The 24,833-nt window shown below is 36.5% G+C and carries 18 protein-coding genes; 13 read left to right on the top strand and 5 right to left on the bottom strand.

Features of this window, described 5'->3' with window-relative positions:
- Window positions 1-439: 439 nt before the first annotated feature.
- Window positions 440-1,297, top strand: coding sequence for a glucosaminidase domain-containing protein (locus AC4BB5_RS09435; RefSeq protein ID WP_490455905.1), 858 nt, complete (start codon window positions 440-442; stop codon window positions 1,295-1,297).
- A 56-nt stretch (window positions 1,298-1,353) separates the two neighbouring features.
- Here the strand turns inward: AC4BB5_RS09435 and AC4BB5_RS09430 are convergent, their stop codons facing one another.
- Window positions 1,354-2,349: a 4-hydroxy-3-methylbut-2-enyl diphosphate reductase gene (locus AC4BB5_RS09430; protein ID WP_490455904.1), complete on the bottom strand. Its 996-nt coding sequence runs from the start codon at window positions 2,347-2,349 to the stop codon at window positions 1,354-1,356.
- Between the two features lie 188 nt (window positions 2,350-2,537).
- Between AC4BB5_RS09430 and cysK the strand changes: the two genes are divergently transcribed.
- The 9 genes from cysK to AC4BB5_RS09385 all read left to right on the top strand — a co-directional run bounded on the left by cysK (window position 2,538) and on the right by AC4BB5_RS09385 (window position 18,846).
- The gene (gene cysK, locus AC4BB5_RS09425; RefSeq protein WP_490455903.1) at window positions 2,538-3,467 is read left to right on the top strand and encodes a cysteine synthase A; all 930 of its coding nucleotides are present in this window, start codon (window positions 2,538-2,540) and stop codon (window positions 3,465-3,467) included.
- A gap of 194 nt (window positions 3,468-3,661) precedes the next feature.
- Window positions 3,662-4,099 (top strand): peroxide-responsive transcriptional repressor PerR, encoded by a 438-nt coding sequence (gene perR, locus AC4BB5_RS09420; RefSeq protein WP_490455902.1) that lies wholly within the window; start codon window positions 3,662-3,664, stop codon window positions 4,097-4,099.
- 13 nt (window positions 4,100-4,112) lie between these two features.
- Entirely contained in the window at window positions 4,113-4,493 is a 381-nt protein-coding gene (locus AC4BB5_RS09415; RefSeq protein ID WP_490455901.1) for a RidA family protein, read from the top strand.
- A gap of 254 nt (window positions 4,494-4,747) precedes the next feature.
- Window positions 4,748-6,097 carry an NADH oxidase gene (locus AC4BB5_RS09410; protein WP_490455900.1) on the top strand — a complete coding sequence of 450 codons (1,350 nt, stop codon included), beginning with the start codon at window positions 4,748-4,750 and terminating at the stop codon, window positions 6,095-6,097.
- A 515-nt stretch (window positions 6,098-6,612) separates the two neighbouring features.
- A complete protein-coding gene (locus AC4BB5_RS09405; RefSeq protein ID WP_490455899.1) occupies window positions 6,613-13,014 on the top strand; it encodes an Ig-like domain-containing protein in 6,402 nt (2,133 codons plus the stop codon).
- Between the two features lie 187 nt (window positions 13,015-13,201).
- Window positions 13,202-14,134 (top strand): homoserine O-acetyltransferase MetA, encoded by a 933-nt coding sequence (gene metA, locus AC4BB5_RS09400; RefSeq protein ID WP_490455898.1) that lies wholly within the window; start codon window positions 13,202-13,204, stop codon window positions 14,132-14,134.
- A 459-nt stretch (window positions 14,135-14,593) separates the two neighbouring features.
- Entirely contained in the window at window positions 14,594-15,949 is a 1,356-nt protein-coding gene (locus AC4BB5_RS09395; RefSeq protein WP_490455897.1) for a citrate transporter, read from the top strand.
- 23 nt (window positions 15,950-15,972) lie between these two features.
- Complete coding sequence (locus AC4BB5_RS09390) at window positions 15,973-17,196, top strand: amidohydrolase family protein (protein ID WP_490455896.1); 1,224 nt, start codon at window positions 15,973-15,975, stop codon at window positions 17,194-17,196.
- Between the two features lie 306 nt (window positions 17,197-17,502).
- Window positions 17,503-18,846 carry an FAD-dependent oxidoreductase gene (locus tag AC4BB5_RS09385; RefSeq protein ID WP_490455895.1) on the top strand — a complete coding sequence of 448 codons (1,344 nt, stop codon included), beginning with the start codon at window positions 17,503-17,505 and terminating at the stop codon, window positions 18,844-18,846.
- 64 nt (window positions 18,847-18,910) lie between these two features.
- On the opposite strand, the gene AC4BB5_RS09380 is transcribed toward AC4BB5_RS09385, so the two are convergent.
- Entirely contained in the window at window positions 18,911-19,303 is a 393-nt protein-coding gene (locus AC4BB5_RS09380; RefSeq protein ID WP_490455894.1) for a VOC family protein, read from the bottom strand.
- 122 nt (window positions 19,304-19,425) lie between these two features.
- Between AC4BB5_RS09380 and AC4BB5_RS09375 the strand changes: the two genes are divergently transcribed.
- Both AC4BB5_RS09375 and AC4BB5_RS09370 read left to right on the top strand, forming a co-directional pair.
- Window positions 19,426-19,737 carry a winged helix-turn-helix transcriptional regulator gene (locus AC4BB5_RS09375; RefSeq protein WP_490455893.1) on the top strand — a complete coding sequence of 104 codons (312 nt, stop codon included), beginning with the start codon at window positions 19,426-19,428 and terminating at the stop codon, window positions 19,735-19,737.
- Window positions 19,738-19,760: 23 nt separating this feature from the next.
- Window positions 19,761-20,213 (top strand): nucleoside deaminase, encoded by a 453-nt coding sequence (locus AC4BB5_RS09370; RefSeq protein WP_490455892.1) that lies wholly within the window; start codon window positions 19,761-19,763, stop codon window positions 20,211-20,213.
- 359 nt (window positions 20,214-20,572) lie between these two features.
- Here the strand turns inward: AC4BB5_RS09370 and cls are convergent, their stop codons facing one another.
- Entirely contained in the window at window positions 20,573-22,033 is a 1,461-nt protein-coding gene (cls, locus tag AC4BB5_RS09365; RefSeq protein ID WP_490455891.1) for a cardiolipin synthase, read from the bottom strand.
- Between the two features lie 184 nt (window positions 22,034-22,217).
- Here cls and AC4BB5_RS09360 point away from each other — a divergent pair, with 184 nt between their 5' ends.
- Window positions 22,218-22,757, top strand: coding sequence for a DUF2179 domain-containing protein (locus AC4BB5_RS09360; protein ID WP_490455890.1), 540 nt, complete (start codon window positions 22,218-22,220; stop codon window positions 22,755-22,757).
- Between the two features lie 86 nt (window positions 22,758-22,843).
- Here AC4BB5_RS09360 and AC4BB5_RS09355 read toward each other — a convergent pair whose 3' ends face one another.
- Window positions 22,844-23,761 (bottom strand): DUF1803 domain-containing protein, encoded by a 918-nt coding sequence (locus tag AC4BB5_RS09355; RefSeq protein ID WP_490455889.1) that lies wholly within the window; start codon window positions 23,759-23,761, stop codon window positions 22,844-22,846.
- Between the two features lie 78 nt (window positions 23,762-23,839).
- Window positions 23,840-24,766 (bottom strand): manganese-dependent inorganic pyrophosphatase, encoded by a 927-nt coding sequence (locus AC4BB5_RS09350; RefSeq protein WP_490455888.1) that lies wholly within the window; start codon window positions 24,764-24,766, stop codon window positions 23,840-23,842.
- Between the last annotated feature and the right edge of the window lie 67 nt (window positions 24,767-24,833).

Raw genomic sequence — 24,833 nt, 5'->3', positions numbered from 1 at the left:
CACGAAAACTCTCAGTAGAATCTTCAGTTTTTTTGTTTTAGCTTATACAGAAAATTTTAGTAGGTAAAACTATTAAACCAACTAATAATGTATGTATTCTCATCCATAGTGATAATATTTCATTTTGTTCACTCTATTTAATATTCTTTGTAACAATTATGTAATAAATACAATAGAAAAGAAATGTATTGCAATGTTTATATATATATTTAAAAAAACTTAATAATTGCATAGAGAAGGTGTTTGTTTAAAAAAAATGGTTGAATAATATACACTAAGTAAACTGTATAAAACAAATAAAGGAGCAATCAATAAAACAAAAATTTCAACTGAGTTACGCTCACTTTAAAACTTCAAATTTTAAGAGTAAATAATTGTTTATAAGAAAAACCCCGAGTAGAATAATGGTACGATGTTCTAATTGAGGAGGAACAAATAGATGAACGAGATGAAAACAAGAAGTAGTAGACACCAGCAAAAAGATCATAAAAAAAATCATATACGTGTTGCATCTGTGGTAGGTACTTCATTGGTATTTCTTCCGATTGCAGCTAATTTATTACCATTAGGTGTTCAAGCTACTGAAGCTGAAACACAAGGTGAGGTTTCACAACAAGCATTTATTGATTCTATTGGATATTCCGCTGCTTCAGTGGCAGATGCGAATGACTTATACGCATCTGTTATGATTGCTCAAGCATTGTTAGAAAGCAGTTATGGTACTTCAGGTTTAGCAGCAGCACCAAACTATAATTTATTTGGTGTGAAGGGAAGTTATGGTGGACAAACAGTCTATATGCCTACTTCAGAATATTTAAACGGCGAATGGGTAACTGTAACAGAACCATTTAGGAGTTATCCTTCATATACTGAATCATTTCAAGACCATGCTAATGTCCTAAGAACAACCTTAGCCTCGAGTGGTAATTACCATTACTCAGGAGTATGGAAAAGTAATACATCTAGTTATATGGACGCTACAGCGGCATTGGCTGGACGGTATGCAACTGATCCTAATTATGCAAGTAAATTGAACTGGTTGATTTCCGCGTATGGCTTAACAGCTTACGATACTGGGAGTACTGGAGCCTCTGTCACATATGATCATTCAGTAGCCGATCAGTCAACAATCGGTCAAAGTAGCACAACTACTACTGGACAATCGTATACTGTAGCTTCTGGCGATACTTTATGGGGGATTGCAGAGAGATTCGGTATGTCTGTGGATCAGCTTATGGCATCAAATGGTATCACAGCAGAATTAATTACTGTAGGACAAGTACTACAAATCGCATAAAATAAAGCTATCCATGAATTGTCATCTAGTAGATAATTCATGGATAGCTTTATTTTTTATCGTTTACCTAATCTTAATTCTTCTAAACGGCGCTGGCGATTTTTAGTTAAGTCTTTTATTCTTGGTCTAGGTAAAATATCTTCAGGGCTCGTCGTTGAATTCATAATATGTGTTTTTGGATCCTCGATGTCAAACTGAGTTAAATAGTCAAGAACTTCACGAACAATTTGAGTTGGGGTAGAAGCACCAGCTGTGACAGCTATTTGTTCAGTATTAGCCAACCAATTAGGATTGATTTGTGAAACATCAGAGATTCGATGAGCCGGAACTCCAGCTTGTTCAATAGAAACTTGAGCTAAACGATTACTGTTATTACTTTTCGGGTCACCAACAACAATCGTCAAATCACATCCCTTAGCTTGTTCAACGACCGCTTCTTGACGAACTTGGGTAGCTTTGCAAATATCTTTATGGATAAGTACATGGGGATATTTGTCCTGTATTGAATCCATCAAATCACTAACATCCCACTGGCTCATAGTTGTTTGATTGGTGACAAAAATTTTATCAGAATTTAGCTTTAAATGAGTAATGTCAGCTAAATTCGCAACTAAATGAACGTGGTCTGGAGAAATACCTAATGCTCCTTCAGGTTCGGGATGATTTTTTTTTCCGATATAAATGATTTCATAACCTTCTGCAACCTTTTCAGCGATTAATTCATGTGTAATCGTAACGTCAGGACAAGTTGCATCTATAACGGTCAAGCCTTTCTCAATCGCTAGCTTTTTTACTTTGGGTGAAGTGCCGTGTGCCGTAAAAATAACCGTTCCTTGAGCAACTTGCGAGAGGATCTCTTCACGGTTATCTCCATCTAACGTATGGATCCCAATACTTTCAAAAGCGTCAGTTACATGTTTATTATGAACGATCATTCCTAAAATATAGATTGGACGCGGTAGGTTTTCATCGAGAGATGCATTTCTAGCAATTACCATTGCATCAACAACACCATAACAATAACCGCGAGGGCTAATATTTTTAATTTTCATAAGTGAATAAACTCCCATTTGCTATTTTTAAAGTCTTCTTTACTATACACCATTTTTGTTAAATTTGTTTAAAGAGTGTATTTCAGTTAGGCAATAGTAGCGAAATGATAGCCAGATAAGGTGATATAAGCTATTATAAACACAAGAAAGATTTTACTTATACGAATAACAAAATGGAGGAATGGATCATGACGCAAATTTTTAATTCTGTTACCGAATTAATAGGGAAGACGCCTATTGTAAAATTAGGACATATTGTCCCGGATGGAGCCGCTGACATTTTTGTGAAACTGGAATTCTTTAATCCAGGTGGGAGTGTAAAAGATCGAATTGCGTTAAGTATGATCGAGAAAGCTGAAAAAAACGGACAACTTAAAGCTGGTGATACAATCGTGGAACCAACTAGTGGAAATACAGGTATTGGTTTAGCAATGGTCGGTGCTGCAAAAGGTTACAAAGTTCTAATTGTTATGCCAGATACAATGAGCATCGAACGTAGAAAATTGATGCAAGCTTACGGTGCTGAATTATTGCTTACACCAGGAGCTGATGGAATGAAAGGGGCAATCGCTAAGGCTTCTGAGTTGTCAGAAAAAGATGGCTACTTTATGCCGATGCAATTTGATAACCCTGCTAATCCTGAAACGCATGAAAAAACAACCGGAAAAGAAATTCAAGATGTTTTTGGTCCAGCTGGATTGGATGCTTTTATTGCAGGAGTCGGTACTGGTGGAACCATAACTGGTGTCGGAAAAGAATTAAAACGAGTATATCCTAAAATTGCAATCGTTGCTGTTGAACCAACAGAATCACCTGTCTTAGAAGGTGGGACCGCTGGACCTCATAAAATCCAAGGGATCGGCGCAGGTTTTATTCCTAAAGTTTTAGACACAGAAATATATGGGAGAATAATTGCTGTGCCAAGTGAAGAAGCAATAAAAACCGCTAGGCAGTTAGCTGCTAAAGAAGGGTTGTTGATTGGAATATCTGCGGGTGCTGCGGTAAATGCCGCAATTCAAGTGGCTAAAGAATTAGGCCCTGGAAAAAAAGTACTAACTGTTATTCCGGATAATGGCGAACGCTATCTTTCTACAGCATTGTATAATTTTTCTGAATAATTCATTTCAAGAAGGAAGCGTAATTTGCGACTTCCTTTTTTATATGCCTAACATATCAAAAAGTATGTAATAGTTTAAGGAATTACAAAAATTAGGAATAAACCTGATATTTCCAGCACTATTTATGCAATTATTCTTGTCAAGTTAGATTAGAAATAGTATCATTTAAGAAAGAAGACTGGGAGGGGAACCAAATGGATAACGTATTGGTAAAGAATGCGCTTGAAGAATTAAAAGAAGCCAATATTCGTATTACTCCTCAAAGATATGCAATTTTAGAATATCTAATTGAGAATCATAACCATCCAACAGCAGATGAAATTTATCGTTCGTTAGAAGATCGTTTTCCGAATATGAGTGTTGCAACTGTTTATAATAATTTACGATTATTTACTGACATTGGTTTTGTTCAAGAAATGAATTATGGCGATGCCTCAAGCCGTTTTGATTTCAGCTCTAAAAAACATTATCATGCCATTTGCCAGAATTGTGGTAAAATCGTAGATTTTCACTATCCTGGTTTGGAAGATGTAGAAATGGCAGCAAGTAAATTAACTGGTTTTGAGATCAATGAACATAGATTAGAACTATATGGTTTATGTCCAGATTGTCAAAAAATAAAAAAAGAATGAAATGAGTGAGGGAATGAAGTCAATCCATACAGATAAAGCACCTAAAGCGATCGGTCCTTATGTACAAGGCAATATCGTGAACGGGTTATTGTTTGCTTCTGGTCAAGTACCATTAAGCCCTGAAACTGGGGAAGTAGTCGGTGCTACCATAGAGGAGCAGACAGAACAAGTGATGAAGAATATTGCAGCTATTTTAACTGAAGTAGGTAGTGACTTTGATCACGTTGTTAAAACGACATGTTTTTTAAAGGATATGAATGATTTTATAGCGTTCAATGAAGTTTATGCAAAAGCGTTTACGAATAAACTACCTGCTCGTTCTGCTATAGAAGTAGCCCGCTTACCTAAAGATGTTCTGGTTGAAATAGAAATTATAGCATCAGTAAATAAATAGCAATTTACTTTCACAAGCTGAGAAATTAACGTTTCTCAGCTTTTTTTATTGTAATAACAGCAATTAGTGTTAATAAAATGTCTAATCTAATGAAAAAAAGGTTAGAAAAAGGAAAGTTTGTGAAAAAATAAGTTAGTGATTCACAAGCAAAGAACTCGAATATGCTTTCTTGTTTTGTTATATTTTTAGTATACCAATAGCTTTCTAATGAGTTTATTGGTGAAAAATTTAACTTGAAAGAAGGGATTTACAAAATGAAAGTCGTAGTCGTAGGATGTACGCATGCAGGAACAGCTGCAGTCAAAAGTATTTTAACAAATCACCCAAATGCGGAGGTAATCGTTTATGAACGAAATGATAATGTATCGTTTCTATCATGCGGTATCGCTCTATATGTTGGAGGAGTAGTAAAGGAGGCTGACAGTTTATTCTATTCAAGTCCTGAAGAACTAGCGTCTCTTGGTGCTACAGTTAAAATGGAACATGAAGTCGAAACAATCGATGTTAATCATAAAACAGTCACAGCAAAAGATTTACACACTGGTATTGAAGAAACTATTTCATATGATAAATTAGTTATGACAACAGGTTCATGGCCAATCATTCCACCAATTAAAGGAATTGAAGCTGAAAATATTTTATTATGTAAAAACTTTAATCAAGCTAATGTGATTATTGAACGTGCAAAAGAGGCAAAAAAAGTTGTCGTTGTAGGTGGCGGATATATCGGTATCGAGTTAGTTGAAGCCTTTGTAGAATCTGGGAAAGAAGTTACGCTGATCGATGGATTAGATCGTATTTTAAACAAATATTTGGACAAACCTTTCACAGATGTATTAGAAAAAGAACTTGTGAATCGCGGCGTAACATTAGCGCTAGGCGAGAATGTGCAAGAATTCAAAGCTGATGCAAGTGGACATGTGAATAAAGTAATTACACCTAGCCAAGAATTCGAAGCGGACATGGTAATCATGTGTGTAGGTTTCAGCCCTAACACAACATTGCTTAAAGATAAGGTAGATATGTTGCCAAATGGTGCTATCGTTGTAGATAAATTTATGAGATCAAGTAACCCTGATATTCTGGCTGCAGGTGATAGTGCAGTTGTACACTATAATCCAAGTAATACGACAAACTATATTCCATTAGCAACAAATGCTGTTCGTCAAGGAATGCTGGTTGGATATAACTTAACCGATCAAAAGCTGGCTTATCGTGGAACTCAAGGGACCTCTGGGCTTTATTTATTTGGTTGGAAAATTGGATCAACAGGTGTTACTTTAGAAAGTGCAAAAATGAACAATTTAGATGTTGATGCGACACAATTTGAAGATAATTATCGTCCAGAGTTCATGCCGACAACTGAAAATGTTATGATGGAATTGGTTTATGAAAAAGGAACGAACCGTATTGTAGGCGGTCAACTAATGTCTAAATACGATATTACTCAATCGGCCAATACTCTGTCATTAGCTGTTCAAAATGAAATGACAGTTGAAGATCTTGCTTTATCAGATTTCTTCTTCCAACCGCATTTTGATCGCCCGTGGAATTACTTGAATTTGCTAGCACAAGCTGCATTAAAGGATATTGCTAAAAAATAAAAAAACTAGAGCTGAATTTTTATTCAGCTCTAGTTTTTTGTAAAAAGTATAGGTGAAATAAATCAATAATAAAAAAACAAATTGTTTGAAGCGCTTTGTTTTTTATTTCTTTAAAAGCTTGTTTTAAGAGACTAAAATTTCTTGAATAAATGACAGCGCTTACTTAGTTATTTTGCGTTTTTCCATATTAATTAAATAATAATTAGTTTATTTAATGTATCGTTTTAATTAAAAACAAATTAGTAATTAAATGCGATCTAAACGTTGGTATGTATGGTTTTTATTTTTATTATCCCGAATATTCGATACATTATTTTAATTTTTTTGAAAAAATAATAAGCTTTTTCGATTCATATCATTTCCAAAAATATTATAAAGGTTATAAAATCCATAGGTAGAAGCTTAAATAATTTTTATGTTGCTCACGTTTTATGAAAGGAGAGTGTCTATTTAGTTTAGCAAGCTTCTAGTTGTTCGTTATGTGGTATCAGTTTGATTGCAAGAGGAGGATAATCATGAAAGATGATAAGCAAAAAAAGAGAAGCACGAATAAATCGAAAAAACAAAATAAATATCGTGCATTATCATTAGTGTTAACAAGTAGTCTAGTAATTGCACCATTGACTGTTCCCCTGACGTTCTATTTGCCAGGAGGAATCACTGCATCCGCTGCTATATTAGATGCTGAAATTCTATCTAATATAACTAGTTCAAACGATAGCGGTACAACCACTGCAAATCGTTTCGCTGCAGATGGCACTACAAAAAATGTCAATTTTACAATTTCTGGAAGTGAGCTAGTTGGTGGGTCTGTTATCACGAGCGGTACAAAACAGGCAGTTTTGTCTATTCCAAATGAATTAAATGGACGTGTTTCTACAAACGGAGCAGCACAAATCGATACAAATATAACTCTAACAGTTGGAGACCTAACATTTTTGACTGGAACATTGAATGCAGTTAACACTCTATCTAATTTGCTAACTGATATTGTGGGGGGGTCTTTAGGTAGTTTAACTGGTGTTACATTGAATTTAACCGAAGTGAATCAAAAGATTGATGCTTTAAATAATCTTGAAAATTTCGGTAGCGCTCAATTCAGTTCTACTGCAGTTCTTTCCCCGGATGGCAAATATATTCAGGCCGATATCGATGATGGACTAGGTTTAGTTTTAGCGCAGAATGTCTCAACCCTTTTACAAGATTTAAAAGTGGCAGTTGATGCTTTAAACGCAACTGGAAGTGGAATTGGTAGTAATATAGTTGCAGCAGCTATTAACGCTGCATTACTTCCAGTCAAAGGGACTGTGGACACAGCAATTAATGTAGCTTTACCTCTAGTAGGTCTTGGAGGAGCTGGGGTTAATCAGTTGGCCGACGCATCAGTATTAGGATCCACAACAATCAGTATCCCAACAACTGTTGTTAGCCCAACAAGTTTAGCGCAAAACTTGGATGCTAGATTTGTTGGAACCGTTATAAAAGCAGATACTATTGATGTTAGTTTGATTAATACCGCAAATGGTGTATCCGATATTTTTTACGCTGGAACCGCAGTAGTAGTCGCACCACCAGTCGTAACAAGTACAACTGGAACATCAGCAACAGGTTACACGGTTACGGGTACAGCAACCGCAGGAAATACTGTAACAATTAAAAATGCAGGTGGCACAACAATTGCATCAGGGCCAGCAACAGATGGAAACTTCTCAATTACTATTCCACAAGGAGCTGCAACACAGAATGAACCGTTGACAGCAACTGCTTCTGATGGTACGAATGATAGTAGCCCTACTTCGTTCACTACACCAGCAGATACAGTAACTGTAGCACCGCCAGTAGTAACTGCTACAACTGGTACCTCAGCAACAGGTTACACGGTTACAGGTACAGCGACCGCAGGAAATACGGTGGATATCCGTAATACAGGTGGAACCACAATCGGAACGGGTACTGTGGATGGAAGTGGAAACTTCAGTATTACTATTCCTCAAGGTCAAGCAACAGCAAGCGAAACTTTAAATGCTATTGCAAAATCTGGATCAGATGAAAGTACACCGACATCATTTATTACACCGGCAGATCCAATCGTCGTAGCACCGCCAGTAGTAACTGCTACAACCGGTACTTCAGCAACTGGACACACTGTAACTGGAACTGCTACAGCAGGTGTCACAGTGGATATTCGTAATGCCGGAGGAACCACAATTGGAAGTGGTATTGCTGATGGAAGTGGAAACTTTACTATTGTGATTCCACAAGGATTGACGACTGCTAGTGAGTCATTGACTGCAGTAGCCAAAATTGGAATAAATGAAAGTACCCCTACTCCATTTATAACACCAGCAGATCCAGTGGTAGTTAGTGCTCCAACAGTTGATACTGTAACGGGTACTTCAACAACAGGCTATACAGTAACAGGTACAGCAACCGCAGGAAATACAATTGACATCAAAAATACGGGCGGAACAGTAGTCGGAACGGCTGTTGTTGATCCAAGCGGTAACTACTCGGTTACGATTCCAGTTGGTCAAGCAACACCAAGTGAACAACTATCAGCAATAGCCAAAGACGCAGATGGTAATCAAAGTCCGGCAACACCATTTACAACACCGGCAGATCCAGTGGTGGTTAATGCACCAACGGTTGATAGCGTAACAGGAACAGGGGCAACAGGTTACACTGTGACAGGAACCGCAACAGCTGGTAATACAGTGGAAATTAAAAACACAGGTGGAACAGTGATTGGAACAACGATTGCAGATCCAAGCGGTAACTATACGGTTACGATTCCAGTTGGTCAAGCAACACCAAACCAACAATTATCAGCGGTAGCTAAGGATCCAGATGGCAACCAAAGTCCAGCAACATCATTTACAACGCCAGCAGATCCAGTGGTGGTTAATGCACCAACGGTTGATAGCGTAACAGGAACAGGGGCAACAGGTTACACTGTGACAGGAACCGCAACAGCTGGTAATACAGTGGAAATTAAAAACACAGGTGGAACAGTGATTGGAACAGCGATTGCGGATCCAAGCGGCAACTATACAGTTACGATTCCAGTTGGTCAAGCAACACCAAACCAACAATTATCAGCGGTAGCTAAAGACGCAGACGGTAACCAAAGTCCGGCAACACCATTTACAACACCGGCAGATCCAGTGGTGGTCACAGCTCCAACAGTAAATAATGTCACTGGTACTTCAGCGACAGGTTATACTGTAACAGGAACCGCAACAGCTGGTAATACAGTAGAAATTAAAAATACAGGTGGAACAGTGATTGGAACAACGATTGCAGATCCAAGCGGTAACTATACGGTTACAATTCCAGTTGGTCAAGCAACACCAAACCAACAATTATCAGCAGTCGCTAAGGATGCAGATGGCAACCAAAGTCCAGCAACGCCATTCACAACACCGGCAGATCCAGTGGTGGTTCAAGCCCCAACGGTAGATAGCGTGACAGGGAATTCAACAACAGGCTATACAGTAACAGGTACAGCACCAGCAGGAAGTACAGTAGAAATTAAAAACACAGGTGGAACAGTGATTGGAACAGGCGTAGCAGATGGTAGTGGTAATTACACCGTTACGATCCCAGCAGGCTCAGCAGCGCCAAGTGAACAATTAACTGCAACTGCCAAAGATGCAGATGGTAATACAAGTCCTGGAACAACATTCACTACACCAGCTGACCCAATCGTGGTTCAAGCCCCAACGGTGGACAATGTAACAGGAACTGGGGCAACTGGTTATACAGTAACGGGTACAGCAACTGCTGGAAATACAGTTGAAGTTAAAAACACAGGTGGAACAGTAATCGGAACAGCGATTGCAGATCCAAGTGGGAATTATACAGTTACGATTCCAGTTGGCTTAGCAACACCAAATCAACAATTATCAGCGGTAGCTAAAGATGCAGACGGTAACCAAAGTCCGGCAACACCATTTACAACACCGGCAGATCCAGTGGTGGTCACAGCTCCAACAGTAAATAATGTCACTGGTACTTCAGCGACTGGTTATACAGTAACGGGTACGGCTACAGCAGGCAATACAGTCGAAATTAAAAATACAGGTGGAACAATTATTGGAACAGCAATAGTCGATCCAAGTGGCAACTTCTCAGTTGTGATTCCAGTTGGTCAAGCAACGCCGAATCAACAATTATCAGCGGTAGCTAAAGACGCAGACGGCAATCAAAGTCCGGCAACACCGTTTACAACACCGGCAGATCCAGTGGTGGTTCAAGCCCCAACGGTGGACAGCGTGACAGGGAATTCAACAACAGGCTATACAGTAACAGGTACAGCACCAGCAGGAAGTACAGTAGAAATTAAAAACACGGGTGGAACAGTGATTGGAACAGGTGTAGCAGATGGTAGTGGTAATTACACCGTTACGATCCCAGTAGGATCAGCATCACCAAGTGAACAATTAACTGCAACCGCCAAAGATGCAGATGGCAACACAAGTCCTGGAACAACATTCACAACACCAGCAGATCCAGTGGTAGTTAATGCACCGTCAGTTGATAATGTAACAGGAACAGGAGCAACAGGTTATACTGTGACAGGAACAGCAACTGCGGGTAATACAGTGGAAATCAAAAATACAGGTGGAACAGTGATTGGAACAGCTGTTGTTGATCCAAGTGGCAACTTCTCAGTTGTGATTCCAGTTGGTCAAGCAACACCAAACCAACAATTATCAGCAGTTGCTAAGGATGCAGATGGCAACCAAAGTCCAGCAACGCCATTCACAACACCAGCAGATCCAGTGGTAGTTAATGCGCCAACAGTTGATAATGTAACAGGAACAGGGGCAACGGGTTATACAGTAACGGGAACTGCAACAGCAGGCAACACAGTTGAAGTTAAAAACACAGGTGGAACAGTGGTTGGAACAGCAATTGCGGATCCAAGTGGTAATTATACAGTTGTGATTCCAGCTGGAGCAGCAACACCAAATCAACAATTATCTGCGGTAGCTAAGGATGCAGATGGCAACCAAAGTCCAGCAACGCCATTCACAACACCAGCAGATCCAGTGGTAGTTAGTGCTCCAACAGTTGATACTGTAACAGGTACCTCAACAACAGGTTATACAGTAACGGGAACTGCAACAGCAGGGAATAGAGTTGACGTGAAAAATACAGGTGGAACAATTATTGGAAGTGCCATTGCAGATGGTAGTGGTAATTACACTGTTACAATTCCAGTAGGTTCAGCATCGCCACTTCAACAACTTTCTGCTATAGCTGTAGATGGCGATAACAATCAAAGTCCAGCAACGCCATTCACAACACCGGCAGATCCAGTAGTGGTCACAGCCCCAACGGTAGATAGCGTGACAGGGAATTCAACAACAGGCTATACAGTAACAGGTACAGCACCAGCAGGAAGTACAGTAGAAATTAAAAATACAGGTGGAACAGTGATTGGAACAGGCGTAGCAGATGGTAGTGGTAATTACACCGTTACGATCCCAGCAGGCTCAGCAGCGCCAAGTGAACAATTAACTGCAACTGCCAAAGATGCAGATGGTAATACAAGTCCTGGAACAACATTTACTACACCAGCAGATCCAGTTGTAATTCCGGCACCAGTCGTGACCGGAGTGACAGGAACTTCGGCAACAGGTTATACAGTAGTCGGTACTGCGGTTGCTGGCGATACAGTTTCAATCAAAAAATTGAATGGAACAGTAATTGGATCAGCTCAAGTAGATGGTAGCGGTAATTACTCAGTGGTACTCCCATCTGGTTCAGCTAGTCAACTAGAGCAATTGAGAGCAATAGATTCTGACGGTGCTGGTAATCAAAGTCCAGCAACATCGTTTACTACACCAGCAGATCCAGAATTTGTAGCAGCGCCGATCATCACAAGTGTGACAGGTAATTCAACAACAGGCTATACAGTAACAGGAACGGCCACAGCAGGCGACTCTGTATCGCTTAGAACTCTTTCTGGTACTGAAGTCGGAGTTGGAGATGTAGACGGCAGTGGTAACTTCTCAATTGAATTGGGTTCTCAGGATGTAGACCCATTACAACAATTAAACGCAGTCGCAATTGATGATGCGCTTAACACTAGTTTACCAACACTATTTACAATCCCAGCGGATCCATCATCAAACATTGCAGCACCAACGATCAGTAGTGTTACAGGAACATCAAAATCTGGCTATATCGTAATCGGTAAAGCAACTGCTGGTAATAAAGTGAAGATTCGCAATGCTGCTGGAAGAGTTATAGGTTCTGCAATAGCCAACTTAAACGGAGACTTCTCTCTTGGCGGAACACCGCTTGCATTAGACGGCGACTTTGCTATTGCTTTACCAACAGGTTCAGCAACTGAAAACGAAGCTTTGACAGCCACAGCTGAAAATAATGTTGGTGACGTTAGTACAGCAACACCGTTTAACACACCGGCTGACCCAGATGTGTTAGTGGCAACCCCAATAATTGACAGTGTAACTGGTAACTCAATGACTGGTTATACGATCAAAGGAATTGCAACACCTGGCAACACAGTGGAACTTTATAATACTGCTGGAAATGTTTTAGGCAGTGGTACTGCAAGCGAAACAGGTTCCTTCGTTATTGAGATCCCAATTGGTTTCGCTGAACCAAAAGAACTAGTTTCAGCAATTGCCAAAGATAGTGATGGTAATCAAAGTGAACCAGCTAACTTTAAACTTCCAGCCGATCCGGGCGATGGAAACGGCAACGGAACTGGTAATGGCGGAAACTTAGGTAATAACGGAAATTCTGGCTTGAAAAACTTAAGTGGGGCACAAAAAAATCTTCCTAATAACGGAGAAATTGTCAGTAATTGGGGAGTAGTAGGAGCTTTACTACTCGGTGTATTTGCATTCTTCACATTCAAACGAAAAAATAAAGAAGAGTAATGTAAAGAGTCAACAAGTTTACTTTCTATAAGGAAAAACATGAGGCGGGGTGATATCCTGTCTCATGTTTTTTTAGGATAAAAATGAATATTAGAATTTTACTTATTGTTTTCTTAGAAAGAAACTTTCTTTCTCTCTCTTTTTATCGTAAAATGAAATTAGACAAATAGAAAGGGAGGATACAGGTATGCCGATTCGCGTTCCAAAAAAATTACCAGCAATTAAAGTATTAGAGAAAGAGAATATTTTTGTAATGGATGAAGACCGTGCCATGCACCAAGATATTCGCCCTTTAGAAATATTAATTTTAAATTTAATGCCTAAGAAAGACGAGACAGAGGTTCAACTTCTAAGATTATTAAGTAATACACCTTTACAGATTAATGTTGAATTCCTTTATATGAGTAGTCATGAGGCAAAAAATACATCTAGTGATCATTTACAACGTTTTTACCATAATTTTAAAAAAGTCAAAGAAAAATTTTATGATGGATTGATAATCACTGGAGCACCAATTGAACAATTGCCTTTTGAAGAAGTTGATTATTGGGATGAACTTCAGGAAATTTTCAACTGGAGTAAGTCACACGTGTTCTCAACATTTCATATTTGTTGGGGGGCGCAGGCAGGACTATATCATCATTATAAAATAGATAAATACTTACTAAATCAAAAGCTAACTGGTATTTACGCTCATGTCGTATTGACACCGATGTGGAGTATTTTAAAAGGATTTGACGATATATTTTTTGCTCCGCATTCACGTTATACAGGAGTAAGGAAAGAAGATATAGACCAGACTGAAGAATTAGAAGTTTTGATTGAATCAAAAGAAGCGGGGCTTTTTTTAGTTGGAAATAAAAACAATCGAGCGTTTTACGCTATGGGACACCTAGAATATGATCGTGAAACTTTAAAACAAGAGTTTGAACGCGATAAATCAAAAGGAATCGATCCAAAACTTCCTCAAAACTATTTTCCCAATGATAATGCAAATGAGATGCCACAATTACGGTGGCATATGGCTGCATCACTGTTATTTTCTAATTGGTTAAATTATGCAGTTTATCAAAATACACCATATGATCTAACTGACTTACTTGAAGAAGAAAAATATTAATCGAATGAAACTAAAACAAGACTGAAATTTAGTTTTGTTTTAGTTTTTTTTTAACAAATACGTTCAAAAAAAGAAATGCAAGCGTTAACTTTTTTTGTTGCTTAGATAATTTATTAATGCTTTCTTGTTCCCTTTTTAGGAAATTAAAAGTATTATTAAGAAAGAGGAGGGAGGTAGTAGAGAGTGAAGTGTTAGCGTAGCGCTAGAAATGATTGCTGGTATTTGGGCATTGTTTTTAAATAATTCAGTTATTTATTTCCTGTTTTAATTTAGAACAAATAAGTTCGCTACTCTAGTATAAGTTTAAAAGAAAGATTTTTGTAATACATAACCTGAATAAAGTATCCTTTTTGGAGACGTTCCAAGGTTACAAACAATAGTGAACCAATTGTAAGTTAGCAATTATTGCTTACCCAAAAAATGAATATGTTTTAATTAATCATAGTTGGAGGAATAATTATGAAAATACCTAAAAAATTTTTGAGCGGGCTTTTGCTTTCGATCTTGTTTCTGTTTTCTTTTGTACCCGCTTTTGCACAAGAAATCGATGCAATTACTGCTCCCACCGGAATAAAAGCTATAATAGTGATTATTCCGTTGATTTTAGTTTTAGTTCTGTTGTTTATGAAAGTCGATATGATTATCGCTGGATTTGTCGGAGGCATTTTAGCGATGATCATAGGTGGAATTGGATTAGAACAAGCAAACAAACAATTATTAGAAACAATCCCGATGATGCTCGGTATTACAGTACCAATCATCAACTCTGCAGTTGCAATGGCTGTGTTTAAGTCGGGTGGCTATTCAGCAGCATTAACACTCGCAAAGCGTGGGACAAAAGGCAAAGTTGAATATGTCTCTGCTTTTATTGTTATTTTGCTAGCAGCAGCAACGTATATGTCTGGAATTGGCGGTGGAAGTGCAATGGTTATTGCTCCGCTGGCGTTTGTAGCAGTTGGTGCAGTTCCGGAGTTGATCGCAGCAATGTCACTTGCTGCAGCTGTTTCGTTCACGACATCACCAGCGTCATTAGAATCTAGTATTGTTTCTAAATTAGGGGATTTTAGTGTTGCGAAATATGTCTCAGATATGCGTCCGATTTGGTTGCTTTTTTGTGCTTTAGCTATTGTTTTAGCCTTTTGGGGTACTAAACGACGCAATATCGGCTTTAAAGAAAATAGTGATGATGAATATGCAACAATGAGTAATAAAACCTTATTTAAGTTAACATTACCAGCGATCTTTTTACTCTTTGCGGTAATATTTGGTCCCGTAGTGAATGAGCTTGTCGGATTTCCATTATTGACACCATTAGTTTATATGGTTTTAACACTTGCATTAATTTTTATTTGTTCAGATTTTACACTGAATCAGTCAGTGGAAGCAATGGTAGATGGCTCTACGTATATTTTGACGCGTTTATTCCAAGTGGGTATTTTCCTAGCATTTATCAATATTATTGCTCAAACAGGTACATTTGCTGTTATAGCCGGTATAGCTAGTGCTGCACCAGCAATAATCATGGTTCCTGTCGCAATTTTAACAGGAATTTTAATTGGTGTGCCTGCTGGTGCGTATGTTGGTTCTGTTTTAACGCTTGTTTTACCTGTAGCTGTATCCTTAGGTTTTTCTTCTATCGAGCTAGGGTTAGTTGCTGTTGGAGTAGGCTTAGGAAGTCAAATGAGTTTTGTTAATATTACAATGCAAGCTTTATCTTCTGGTTTCCAAATTCCAATTTTAGATGTTGTAAAAGGCAATGTTAAATGGATTAGTTTAGCTTCCGTTATATTGATCGGAATTGGATTCTTTATTTAAATTAAGTAGAAAGGGTGTTATTAATGGATATTTTAATTAAACAAGCAAGATTGAGTGATGGTGAAGAATTACAGGATGTGGGTATTAAAGATGGAAAAATCGTAGCTATTTCAGAAAATATTACTGAGAATGCGGTTACTGTAATTGAAGCTCAAGGACGTGTTCTGATCCCTGGTCTAGTAGAAAGTCATATCCACTTAGACAAAGCGTTGATTGCTGATAGAAAACCAAATAAATCAGGTACGTTGCAAGAAGCGATAAGTGTTACGGCTGAATTAAAACCGACATTTACTGAAGAAGATATTTATCAAAGAGCCAAAAGAGCGTTGGAGATGATCATCTCTCATGGTGTCACAGCAGTTAGAACTCATGCAGAATTTGATCCTGCGCAAGGTTTTTCTGGTTTTAAAACAATCATGAAATTAAAAGAGGAATATCGAGATTTAATTGATATGCAAATTGTTGCATTTCCGCAAGAAGGAATATTTAAGGCGCCTGGTACTGAAAAAATGATGTATGAGGCAATGGAAATGGGAGCAGATGTTGTTGGAGGAATTCCTTATAATGATGCACCAGCTGATAAACACATTGATTTAGTTTTTGAAATTGCTAAAAAGTATGATAAAGATATTGATTTACATCAAGATTTCAGTGATGAAGCAACGGACATTTCAATAGAATATTTATGTAAAAAGACAATCTCAGAAGGCTATCAAGGGAGAGTATCTGTGGGACATTTAACAGCTATTCATGCTCTAGAACCTAATCGACTATCTGAAATTTTAACATTAATGTCTGAGGCGCAGATCAATGTTATGGCTTTGCCAGCAACAGATTTACATCTAGGTGCCAGAAATGACTTGTACAACGTAAGAAGAGCAGTAACGCCAATTAGAAAGCTTCGTGATTCAGGTGTCAATGTTTGTTTAGCTACGAATAACATTCGTAATGCATTTACACCATATGGAAATGGCGATCTAATGCAAATTGCGATGTTAGCAATCCCAGTGGCGCATTTAGGTGGAGCGGATGATTTACCAACTGTATTGCCAATGATCACTGAGAATCCAGCAAAAGCATTAGGGCTAGAAAACTATGGTCTTCAAATTGGGAATAAAGCTGATTTAGTTTTATTAGATACTAAGGTAAAAGCTGATGCAATCATTGATATCCCAGAAAGAAATTATGTTATCAAAAATGGGAAAATTACAGTTGAAGTGAAAAAAGAAGTAACTATTTTTAAATAAAGTATCTAGAATAGCCAACTATCAATAGTTGGCTATTTATTTTTGTGAAACAAAGAGTCTGTTTAATATAATTTTATTATGTAAACTAACGGGCGTCATTCGACATTAGTTAAATTGAAACTTAATGAGAATCGATGTATCTAATGGTAGATACATCGACATTTTGTAATGATTATAATTAGTATAAATAGGATGTTATTCTCAATTAAAAATCACAAATGAGAATAACAAGCTAAAAAGCTTGTTATTGTGTATGGTTATGTGATATTCTTTATTATATAATAAAGAATATTGGAGGTACATGAAATGAAAGTTATTGTTTTAGGTTCATCGCACGGAGGCTATGAAGCAGTTGAGGAATTATTAAATTTACATCCAGATGCGGAAATCCAATGGTATGAAAAAGGCGATTTTATTTCTTTTTTATCTTGTGGCATGCAACTTTATTTGGAAGGAAAAGTGAAAGACGTTAATTCCGTTCGTTATATGACTGGTGAAAAGATGGAAAGTAGAGGAGTTAGCGTATTTTCAAATACAGAGATCACTGAGATTAAAACTGAAAATCATCAGGTTGTGGTCAAAGATTTGCTTTCTGGAAAAGAACGTGTTGAAGGTTATGATAAACTAATCATCAGTCCAGGAGCTGTTCCATTTGAATTGAATGTTCCAGGGAAAGATTTAGAAAATATCTATTTGATGCGCGGTAGAAAATGGGCAATTAAATTAAAAGCAAAAACAGTAGATCCTAATGTGAATAATGTTGTTGTGATCGGTAGTGGATATATTGGTATCGAGGCAGCAGAATCGTTTGCTAAAGCTGGTAAAAAAGTAACAGTTATTGATATTCTAGATCGACCTTTAGGCGTATATTTAGATAAGGAATTCACTGATATTTTGACAGAAGAAATGGAAGCAAACAACATCAACGTTGTAACAAACGAAACTGTTCAAAGCTACAAAGGTGAAGGGAATGTTCAAAAAGTTATAACAGATAAAGCAGAATATGATGCGGATTTAGTTGTTGTAGCTGTTGGTGTTCGTCCTAATACTGGTTGGTTAAAAGATACTTTAGCGTTACATCCCAATGGCCTAATTAAAACAGACGAATATATGCAGACAAGCGCTCCTGATGTTTTTGCAGTTGGAGATGCAACGTTAATTAAGTACAATCCAGGTGAAACAGAAGTTAATATTGCTTTAGCAACGAATGCAAGAAAACAAGGACGATTCGCCGTTAAAAATTTAAATGGTCCTGTAAAACCATTTCCAGGGATTCAAGGTTCTTCAGGTTTAGCTGTTTTCGATTATAAGTTTGCTTCTACAGGAATCAATGAAGAAATGGCTAAGAAATTAAACAAAAAAACTAAAGCAGCCTTAGTGGTTGAAGATTATTTAATGGATTTCAATCCTGATAAACAAAAAGCATGGTTTAAACTTGTTTATGATCCTGAAACAACCCAAATTTTAGGCGCACAGTTAATGTCAAAAGCAGATTTAACAGCAAATATCAATGCTATTTCATTAGCAATCAAAGCTAAAATGACAATTGAAGATTTAGCCTATGCTGATTTCTTCTTCCAACCATCATTTGATAAGCCTTGGAATATCATCAATACAGCTGCATTAGCAGCAATGAAGAACGAACAATAACTTAATATTAAAAACCGATTATTTAACTGGAAATAGTTAAATAATCGGTTTTTCGTTTTTGGGTTTAACGATCCAAAAGCTCTACCCAAATACCATCAGGGTCTTCGATTATAGCAAATCTGGTTCCATTTTCATCTGTGGAAATAGGAGCTACGACAGGAATATCAGCATTTAAAATTTTTTTAAATATACTATCTAAATTACTAACAGTTACAGTTAACCAGCGTAAACCAGAAGCTGCGGTCGGTCCTCCTAAAGGATTTTGTTCTTCTACATCAAGATTAACTTCTAACAGTTTCAAAATAGCACGGTCAATTGAGAAACGATGCAACGAGATACCGTTTGTTTCCAAAACCCCAATGAACGGTAACTCAATAATGTCTTGATAAAATGTTTTGCTTTTTTCAAAGTCTGTAGGAGTTATTCCTATTTGTAAATTACGAAAAGTTGTTGTCATAGTTTGCACTTCTTTCTTTGAATTATTTGATATGTATTGATAATATAGTAGAAGATACAAAGATACTAGTACTAACATTTTTGTTACCTAGTTTTTTTATTAAAAAGGAGTTGTTTTACATTATGAACGAAGAAAATAGTTGTGCTATTAGTAATATAATGAATGTTTTAGGAGGAAAATGGAAACTAGAGATATTATGGCAAATATTGAATAATGAAGGCATTCGATTTAACCAACTTAAACGAAATATTCCTGAAGTTACAAATGTAACCTTAATCAGATGCCTAAAAAGTTTAGCAGAGCATAGGTTTATAAAACGAATTGATAAAAAGACTGTTCCCCCACATGTAGAATACTATACAACAGAGAAAACCCAACTTTTGTTTCCGATCCTTTCCCAATTGGCTGAGCTCGGAAAGGCAATAAGTTCATAAAAAGAGGAGGGAGGGGATTAAGGATGATGAAACATCCAAGTACTAAAATCATGACAGAACTAATCGATCAACAGTGGAATACACACTCCATTTATGCTGCAATTATAAATACAGAAATGGAAATCATTGCTATTGGACAAACAACCGTTCTGGATGATCATGATCCAACAGCCCATGCTGAAGTGAATGCAATCAGAATGGCGTGTAGATTATTAAAAACCGATAAGTTACCAACGGGCTATTGGCTATATTCTACATTTGAGCCTTGTCCATTATGTTCGTCAGCAGCTATTTGGAGTGGTATAGATGGAATTGTTTATGCCAATGATCCGAGATTTAGAGGTTCTTTGCCAGATTGGTCATTTATCAAATGTAGAGATATTATAAAGAAAGGTTCTAGTATTCATAAGGTGGATTTGATTGAGAATTTTATGTTAGACGATATAAAGGGGTATTTCACTAGACATTTTAGATGAAAAGCCTTTTGAGATTACCTGGGTTCGTGGAGATTATAAACGTTTGGTATCTGTTGGATTCCGTAATGATATTAACAAACTAAAAGACTTTTTATGTGATGAAGTCATTAGATTTTTTTGCAAAAAGTCTTTTTGGCAATCAATTCAAGTGAAGTTTATTTAAAAGTCTTTTAGCTGAAAAGGCTATAGAGTTGTCGTTGATTAAGAGAGTCATAATATGCATTCGAAAACTACTTTGTATAATGTATATTATGTTAACTAGAAAAAGAATGTAAATAACTCTATGGTTTCGTTTCTTTTCATCTATATAAAAAAAGCAATGAATTCACTTTCTTAGGAGTCCACTGCTTTTTCTTATACTATAATATCGGTGACAATAATCTTGAAAAGTTTTGTTTAAATCGTAACCAATGTGATTGATTTCGAATGATTTCGTCTGTCAATAAAATACTTTGATTCATATCAGTTTCGAATATTTTCGTTAGTTTCCATGCGATTTGAGTATCATAGATAAAAGTACTTACTTCAAAATTCAATGCATAACTCCTAATATCTTGATTTGTTGTGCCTACCATGCAGATTTCATTATCAATAATCATTGTTTTAGCATGTAAGAAGCCATCCTGGTACATATAGATTTTGACGCCTCTTTTATGCAAGTAATTAGCATAATACTGAGTTGCGCGATAAATAAATGGATGGTCTGGCATGCAAGGAATCATGATCCGAACATCGATACCAGATCGAACAGCAATCAATAATGCATTTATCATACTATCATCAGGAATTAAATATGGCGTTTGGATCCAGACAGATTTTTCAGCAGATAAAATCATTTTGATAAACCCACTTTTTAAGATTTCTTCTTCAGAATCTGGTCCGTCTGAAACAACCTGTAGAGCTAAATCTCCAAGTTCATTATCTTCAGAAATTTGGAAATAATTTTCTAAATAGTCCATTTTTTGTGAATCATGCTGTACTGAAGCGTTCCAATCCATAATGAAAATTTCTTGAAGCGAGAAAACAGAAGTTCCAACTAAACGGATATGCGTGTCTCGCCAATAACCAAATTTTTTGCTATCGCCTAAATACTGATCTCCGACGTTGAATCCGCCAGTCCACCCTATTTTTCCATCAATAACGACTATTTTACGATGTAAGTGATAGTTTAGACGAGTTTTGCTGATCATATTTTTGGAGGTAATAAAAGGTGCTACTTTCCCTCCCAGGGCAATAAATCGAGCAAAGAACTTTTTGTTTGCTCCTGGAGAACCCCAAGGATCGTAAATCAAATGAACGGACACCCCTTCTTTGACTTTTTCTCCTAGTAAATCCAAAAATTGATTCCCAATATGATCGTTAAAAAAAGAATAATATTCAACGTGAACTGTTTCTTTAGCCTGACGAATATCTTCAAACAGCGCATCGAATTTCTCTTTCCCATCTGTATATATTTTTAGACTGTTTCGTTTGCTTAATGGTGAAGAATCCATATTTCTAAAATATTTGTTCAATACACGTGCGTCAGTTAATAAATTGATATCCAATTTTCCATCTGATTTTAGATTGTCTTCGTCAACCATTCGTTTGATTTCAGTAATCTTTTCTTTATCATAAGCAGTCAGATTAAACACCTTTTGCCCATTGATTCCTCTACCGCAAAACAGATAAATAATAAACCCAATTCCTGGTAAAAATAATAACGTCATGATCCAAGCTAAAACGCTTGAAATGCTACGTGGTTTCCTAAAAACGGTAATAAGTGCTGCAGTTGTATTTAATAACAATAATCCAAAAAGTATGATGATAAAAATTCTCATCTGATTTCATTTCTCCCTTAACATACATAATATATTGATTATAACAAAAACAATAGATTCATCCAACATATAACGTCTTTTAAAATTTTTAAATAGAAAATTCGTATATTTTGATTTTCACTATGTCAATTCTCATAATCTTGTACTATAATATGCTGATATATTTAATTGAAAAGAGGAATTATTGAAAATGGATATCAAAATGCTTATTACTATTTTTGTGGTCAATTTTTCTTATATTACATTGAACACAATACGCTTTATGCTTACTATGAAAGGTTACCGTTTAATTGCCCCTCTAGTCAGTATGGCCGAAATTACCATTTATGTATTAGGACTAAGTATGGTGTTAAACCGTTTAGATAATCCACTAAATTTAATTGTCTATGCTCTTGGTTACGCAGTGGGAATCAGTGTAGGGATCAAAATTGAGGATTATCTAGCTCTAGGATATATTATGGTAACGGCCATCCTCCCCTCTTCTACAGAGCAGCTGAATTTACCTGAAATATTGAGAGATCATGGTTATGGTGTGACGCAAAGCTTTGGCGCCGGACGTGAAGGCGAACGAATGATTCTAGAAATTCTTTCTCCACGTAAAAATGAACGTAGCTTATATAAATTGATTAACGAAAAAGAACCTAGAGCGTTCATTATTTCCTATGAACCTAAGTTTATCTCCGGAGGATTTTGGACGAAAAAAGTGCGTAAAAGAAATACGTAAATAAATACTGCCTCTTGATTTATAAAAAAATGAAGATGGCAGTATTTATTTACGTACTCTAGTTTACATAATAAATTTACAGTCCCCTAATATTTGAAGTAACTAAGAGAATCACTTTTTGGCAGACAATGTGTAAACAAAATGCTAAATAATTGTTGTTTAAAAAAGACCTGTTCATTTTTATCGTCTATGCCTTGCCATAATAGTATCAATTCTTCTCTAAGGTTTTCTAAAACATCAGAAGATACATGATTTTCTAGTATTGGTGTAGCCAAAAAAAATTGATTTTCGTCAGTTTTTATCAAATCTTTTGTTACTAGCAACGCTTCTTGAAAAATATTTACTTTGCCCTCTCTCAAACTATTCCGTTTGATGGATCGGATCACTTTTTGAATTTGCGGTATAAAATAATTAATATCCACATCTCCAATTATTTTTTGTAGCGGTTCAAAGTGTTCTGGCAATTCCCGTCTTTTGGAAAGTAGATCAAAATAATTGGCTAAGTCTAATGGGATCATCTTGTCTGCATAAACAGAAACAAAACGCAAGGTCTCGTTCCCCACCTCCACTCTGTTAAAGATTGTTGAACGATCTTTAACTCCAAAGAAATAGTCTTCTTGTTCTGCTTTAAACAGCAAAGACCAAAGCCATTCTCCAAATACAAATGAATTACTCGTTTGCTCTAGTTTGATATTTTCTTTTAATAAATGAGTAATGGAGTCTGTAATCTGAATCTGAAAGGGGTTTTTATTAGAAAAAATGGGAAATGATAAAGAATATCTTCTATTTTTTCTTTCGAGAAGATCATATTTAATCAATTTATCTAAAAATAACTCCAAATTAGCCTCAGTTAAAATAGCTGCTTTTATTTGTCGTAAAATCACCTCTTGTTCTTTGCGTTCAGAAAGATACTCCACAATCCTATTGAACAATGGGTCAGAGATGATTTTTTTTAACTCTTCTTCATTTTTATTTGATGTAAAATAATAGGTTACATTTTCCATGGTGGAATCACTCTTTCTAAAATAAAAACTACAGTTGGAGTAATAAAACCGCCACCTGTAGTTTATTAAGTTGCTAAATCAGATAAATGCTTCAGTTAATTGAGGAACAACTTGTTTTTTACGGGAAACAACTCCGTTTAAAAATGCACGGTTATTATTTAGCTTAACCTTAAACGCCGTTTCTACTTTGTCTAATGAATCACCAATCACTAATAGTTCAGAATCGCTATTTAAAATATTCGTAATGATCAATACAAATAAATCATAATTATTTGCTGAATTTGCATTGTTCATCGCAGCTTCTAGTTCTGTTTGGCGGTCTAGTACTTCATTTAGATCAACTGTATTGACCTGAGCGATACGGACGTTTTTATCTCCCATTGGGAAGCTTTTAGCGTCTAAGTCTAATAATGTTTCAGCAGATTTATCACTCAAATTTGTACCAGCTTTTAGCATGTCCAGACCGTAGCCATCTAAGTTGATTTCTGCGATATCAGCTAGTTCATTCGCTGCAGTGATATCTTCTTGTGTACATGTTGGTGATTTAAATAATAGTGTATCTGAAATAATCGCTGAGACCATCATTCCAGCAACTTGCTTAGGAATAGTGATATTATTTTCTTTAAACATCTTTAAGACAATCGTACTCGTACACCCAACGGGTTCTGCACGGTAATACAAAGGATCGGCTGTTTCAAAATTTGCAATACGATGGTGATCGACTACTGCAAGAATATTTAGATCTGCAATATCGGAAATGCTTTGTTGAAATTCATTGTGATCAACTAACATTACTTGTTTTGTTTCTTCGGCAGCACTTTCTACAATTCTTGGTGCATCAACATTAAAGTAATCAAGTGCATATTGTGTTTCCTCACTTGGTTTACCTAATGCTACTGCTTCTGTATCTTTACCAAGTTCTTTTTGTAAGTATGCAAAGCTGATTGCTGCTCCGATTGCGTCTGTATCGGGATTTTGGTGTCCAAAAACAAGAATTTTTGACATAAAAATAGTTCACTCCTTCTTTTTTCTTCATTACTAATAATAACAAAAAATAGAAAAGAAACAACAA

The organism is Enterococcus sp. AMC1252 (genome assembly GCF_058216515.1).
The sequence above is the reverse complement of the archived record's forward strand: the minus strand, read 5'-3'. Positions and strand labels throughout refer to the sequence as shown.

Coding starts and splice junctions, on each gene's coding strand:
- AC4BB5_RS09405 (WP_490455899.1), top strand. CDS start 6,613: ATGAAAGATGATAAGCAAAAAAAGAGAAGCACGAATAAATCGAAAAAA.
- metA (WP_490455898.1), top strand. CDS start 13,202: ATGCCGATTCGCGTTCCAAAAAAATTACCAGCAATTAAAGTATTAGAG.
- AC4BB5_RS09390 (WP_490455896.1), top strand. CDS start 15,973: ATGGATATTTTAATTAAACAAGCAAGATTGAGTGATGGTGAAGAATTA.
- AC4BB5_RS09380 (WP_490455894.1), bottom strand. CDS start 19,303: ATGACAACAACTTTTCGTAATTTACAAATAGGAATAACTCCTACAGAC.
- AC4BB5_RS09435 (WP_490455905.1), top strand. CDS start 440: ATGAACGAGATGAAAACAAGAAGTAGTAGACACCAGCAAAAAGATCAT.
- AC4BB5_RS09415 (WP_490455901.1), top strand. CDS start 4,113: ATGAAGTCAATCCATACAGATAAAGCACCTAAAGCGATCGGTCCTTAT.
- AC4BB5_RS09350 (WP_490455888.1), bottom strand. CDS start 24,766: ATGTCAAAAATTCTTGTTTTTGGACACCAAAATCCCGATACAGACGCA.
- AC4BB5_RS09370 (WP_490455892.1), top strand. CDS start 19,761: ATGATGAAACATCCAAGTACTAAAATCATGACAGAACTAATCGATCAA.
- AC4BB5_RS09375 (WP_490455893.1), top strand. CDS start 19,426: ATGAACGAAGAAAATAGTTGTGCTATTAGTAATATAATGAATGTTTTA.
- cysK (WP_490455903.1), top strand. CDS start 2,538: ATGACGCAAATTTTTAATTCTGTTACCGAATTAATAGGGAAGACGCCT.
- perR (WP_490455902.1), top strand. CDS start 3,662: ATGGATAACGTATTGGTAAAGAATGCGCTTGAAGAATTAAAAGAAGCC.
- AC4BB5_RS09355 (WP_490455889.1), bottom strand. CDS start 23,761: ATGGAAAATGTAACCTATTATTTTACATCAAATAAAAATGAAGAAGAG.
- AC4BB5_RS09395 (WP_490455897.1), top strand. CDS start 14,594: ATGAAAATACCTAAAAAATTTTTGAGCGGGCTTTTGCTTTCGATCTTG.
- AC4BB5_RS09410 (WP_490455900.1), top strand. CDS start 4,748: ATGAAAGTCGTAGTCGTAGGATGTACGCATGCAGGAACAGCTGCAGTC.
- cls (WP_490455891.1), bottom strand. CDS start 22,033: ATGAGAATTTTTATCATCATACTTTTTGGATTATTGTTATTAAATACA.
- AC4BB5_RS09430 (WP_490455904.1), bottom strand. CDS start 2,349: ATGAAAATTAAAAATATTAGCCCTCGCGGTTATTGTTATGGTGTTGTT.
- AC4BB5_RS09385 (WP_490455895.1), top strand. CDS start 17,503: ATGAAAGTTATTGTTTTAGGTTCATCGCACGGAGGCTATGAAGCAGTT.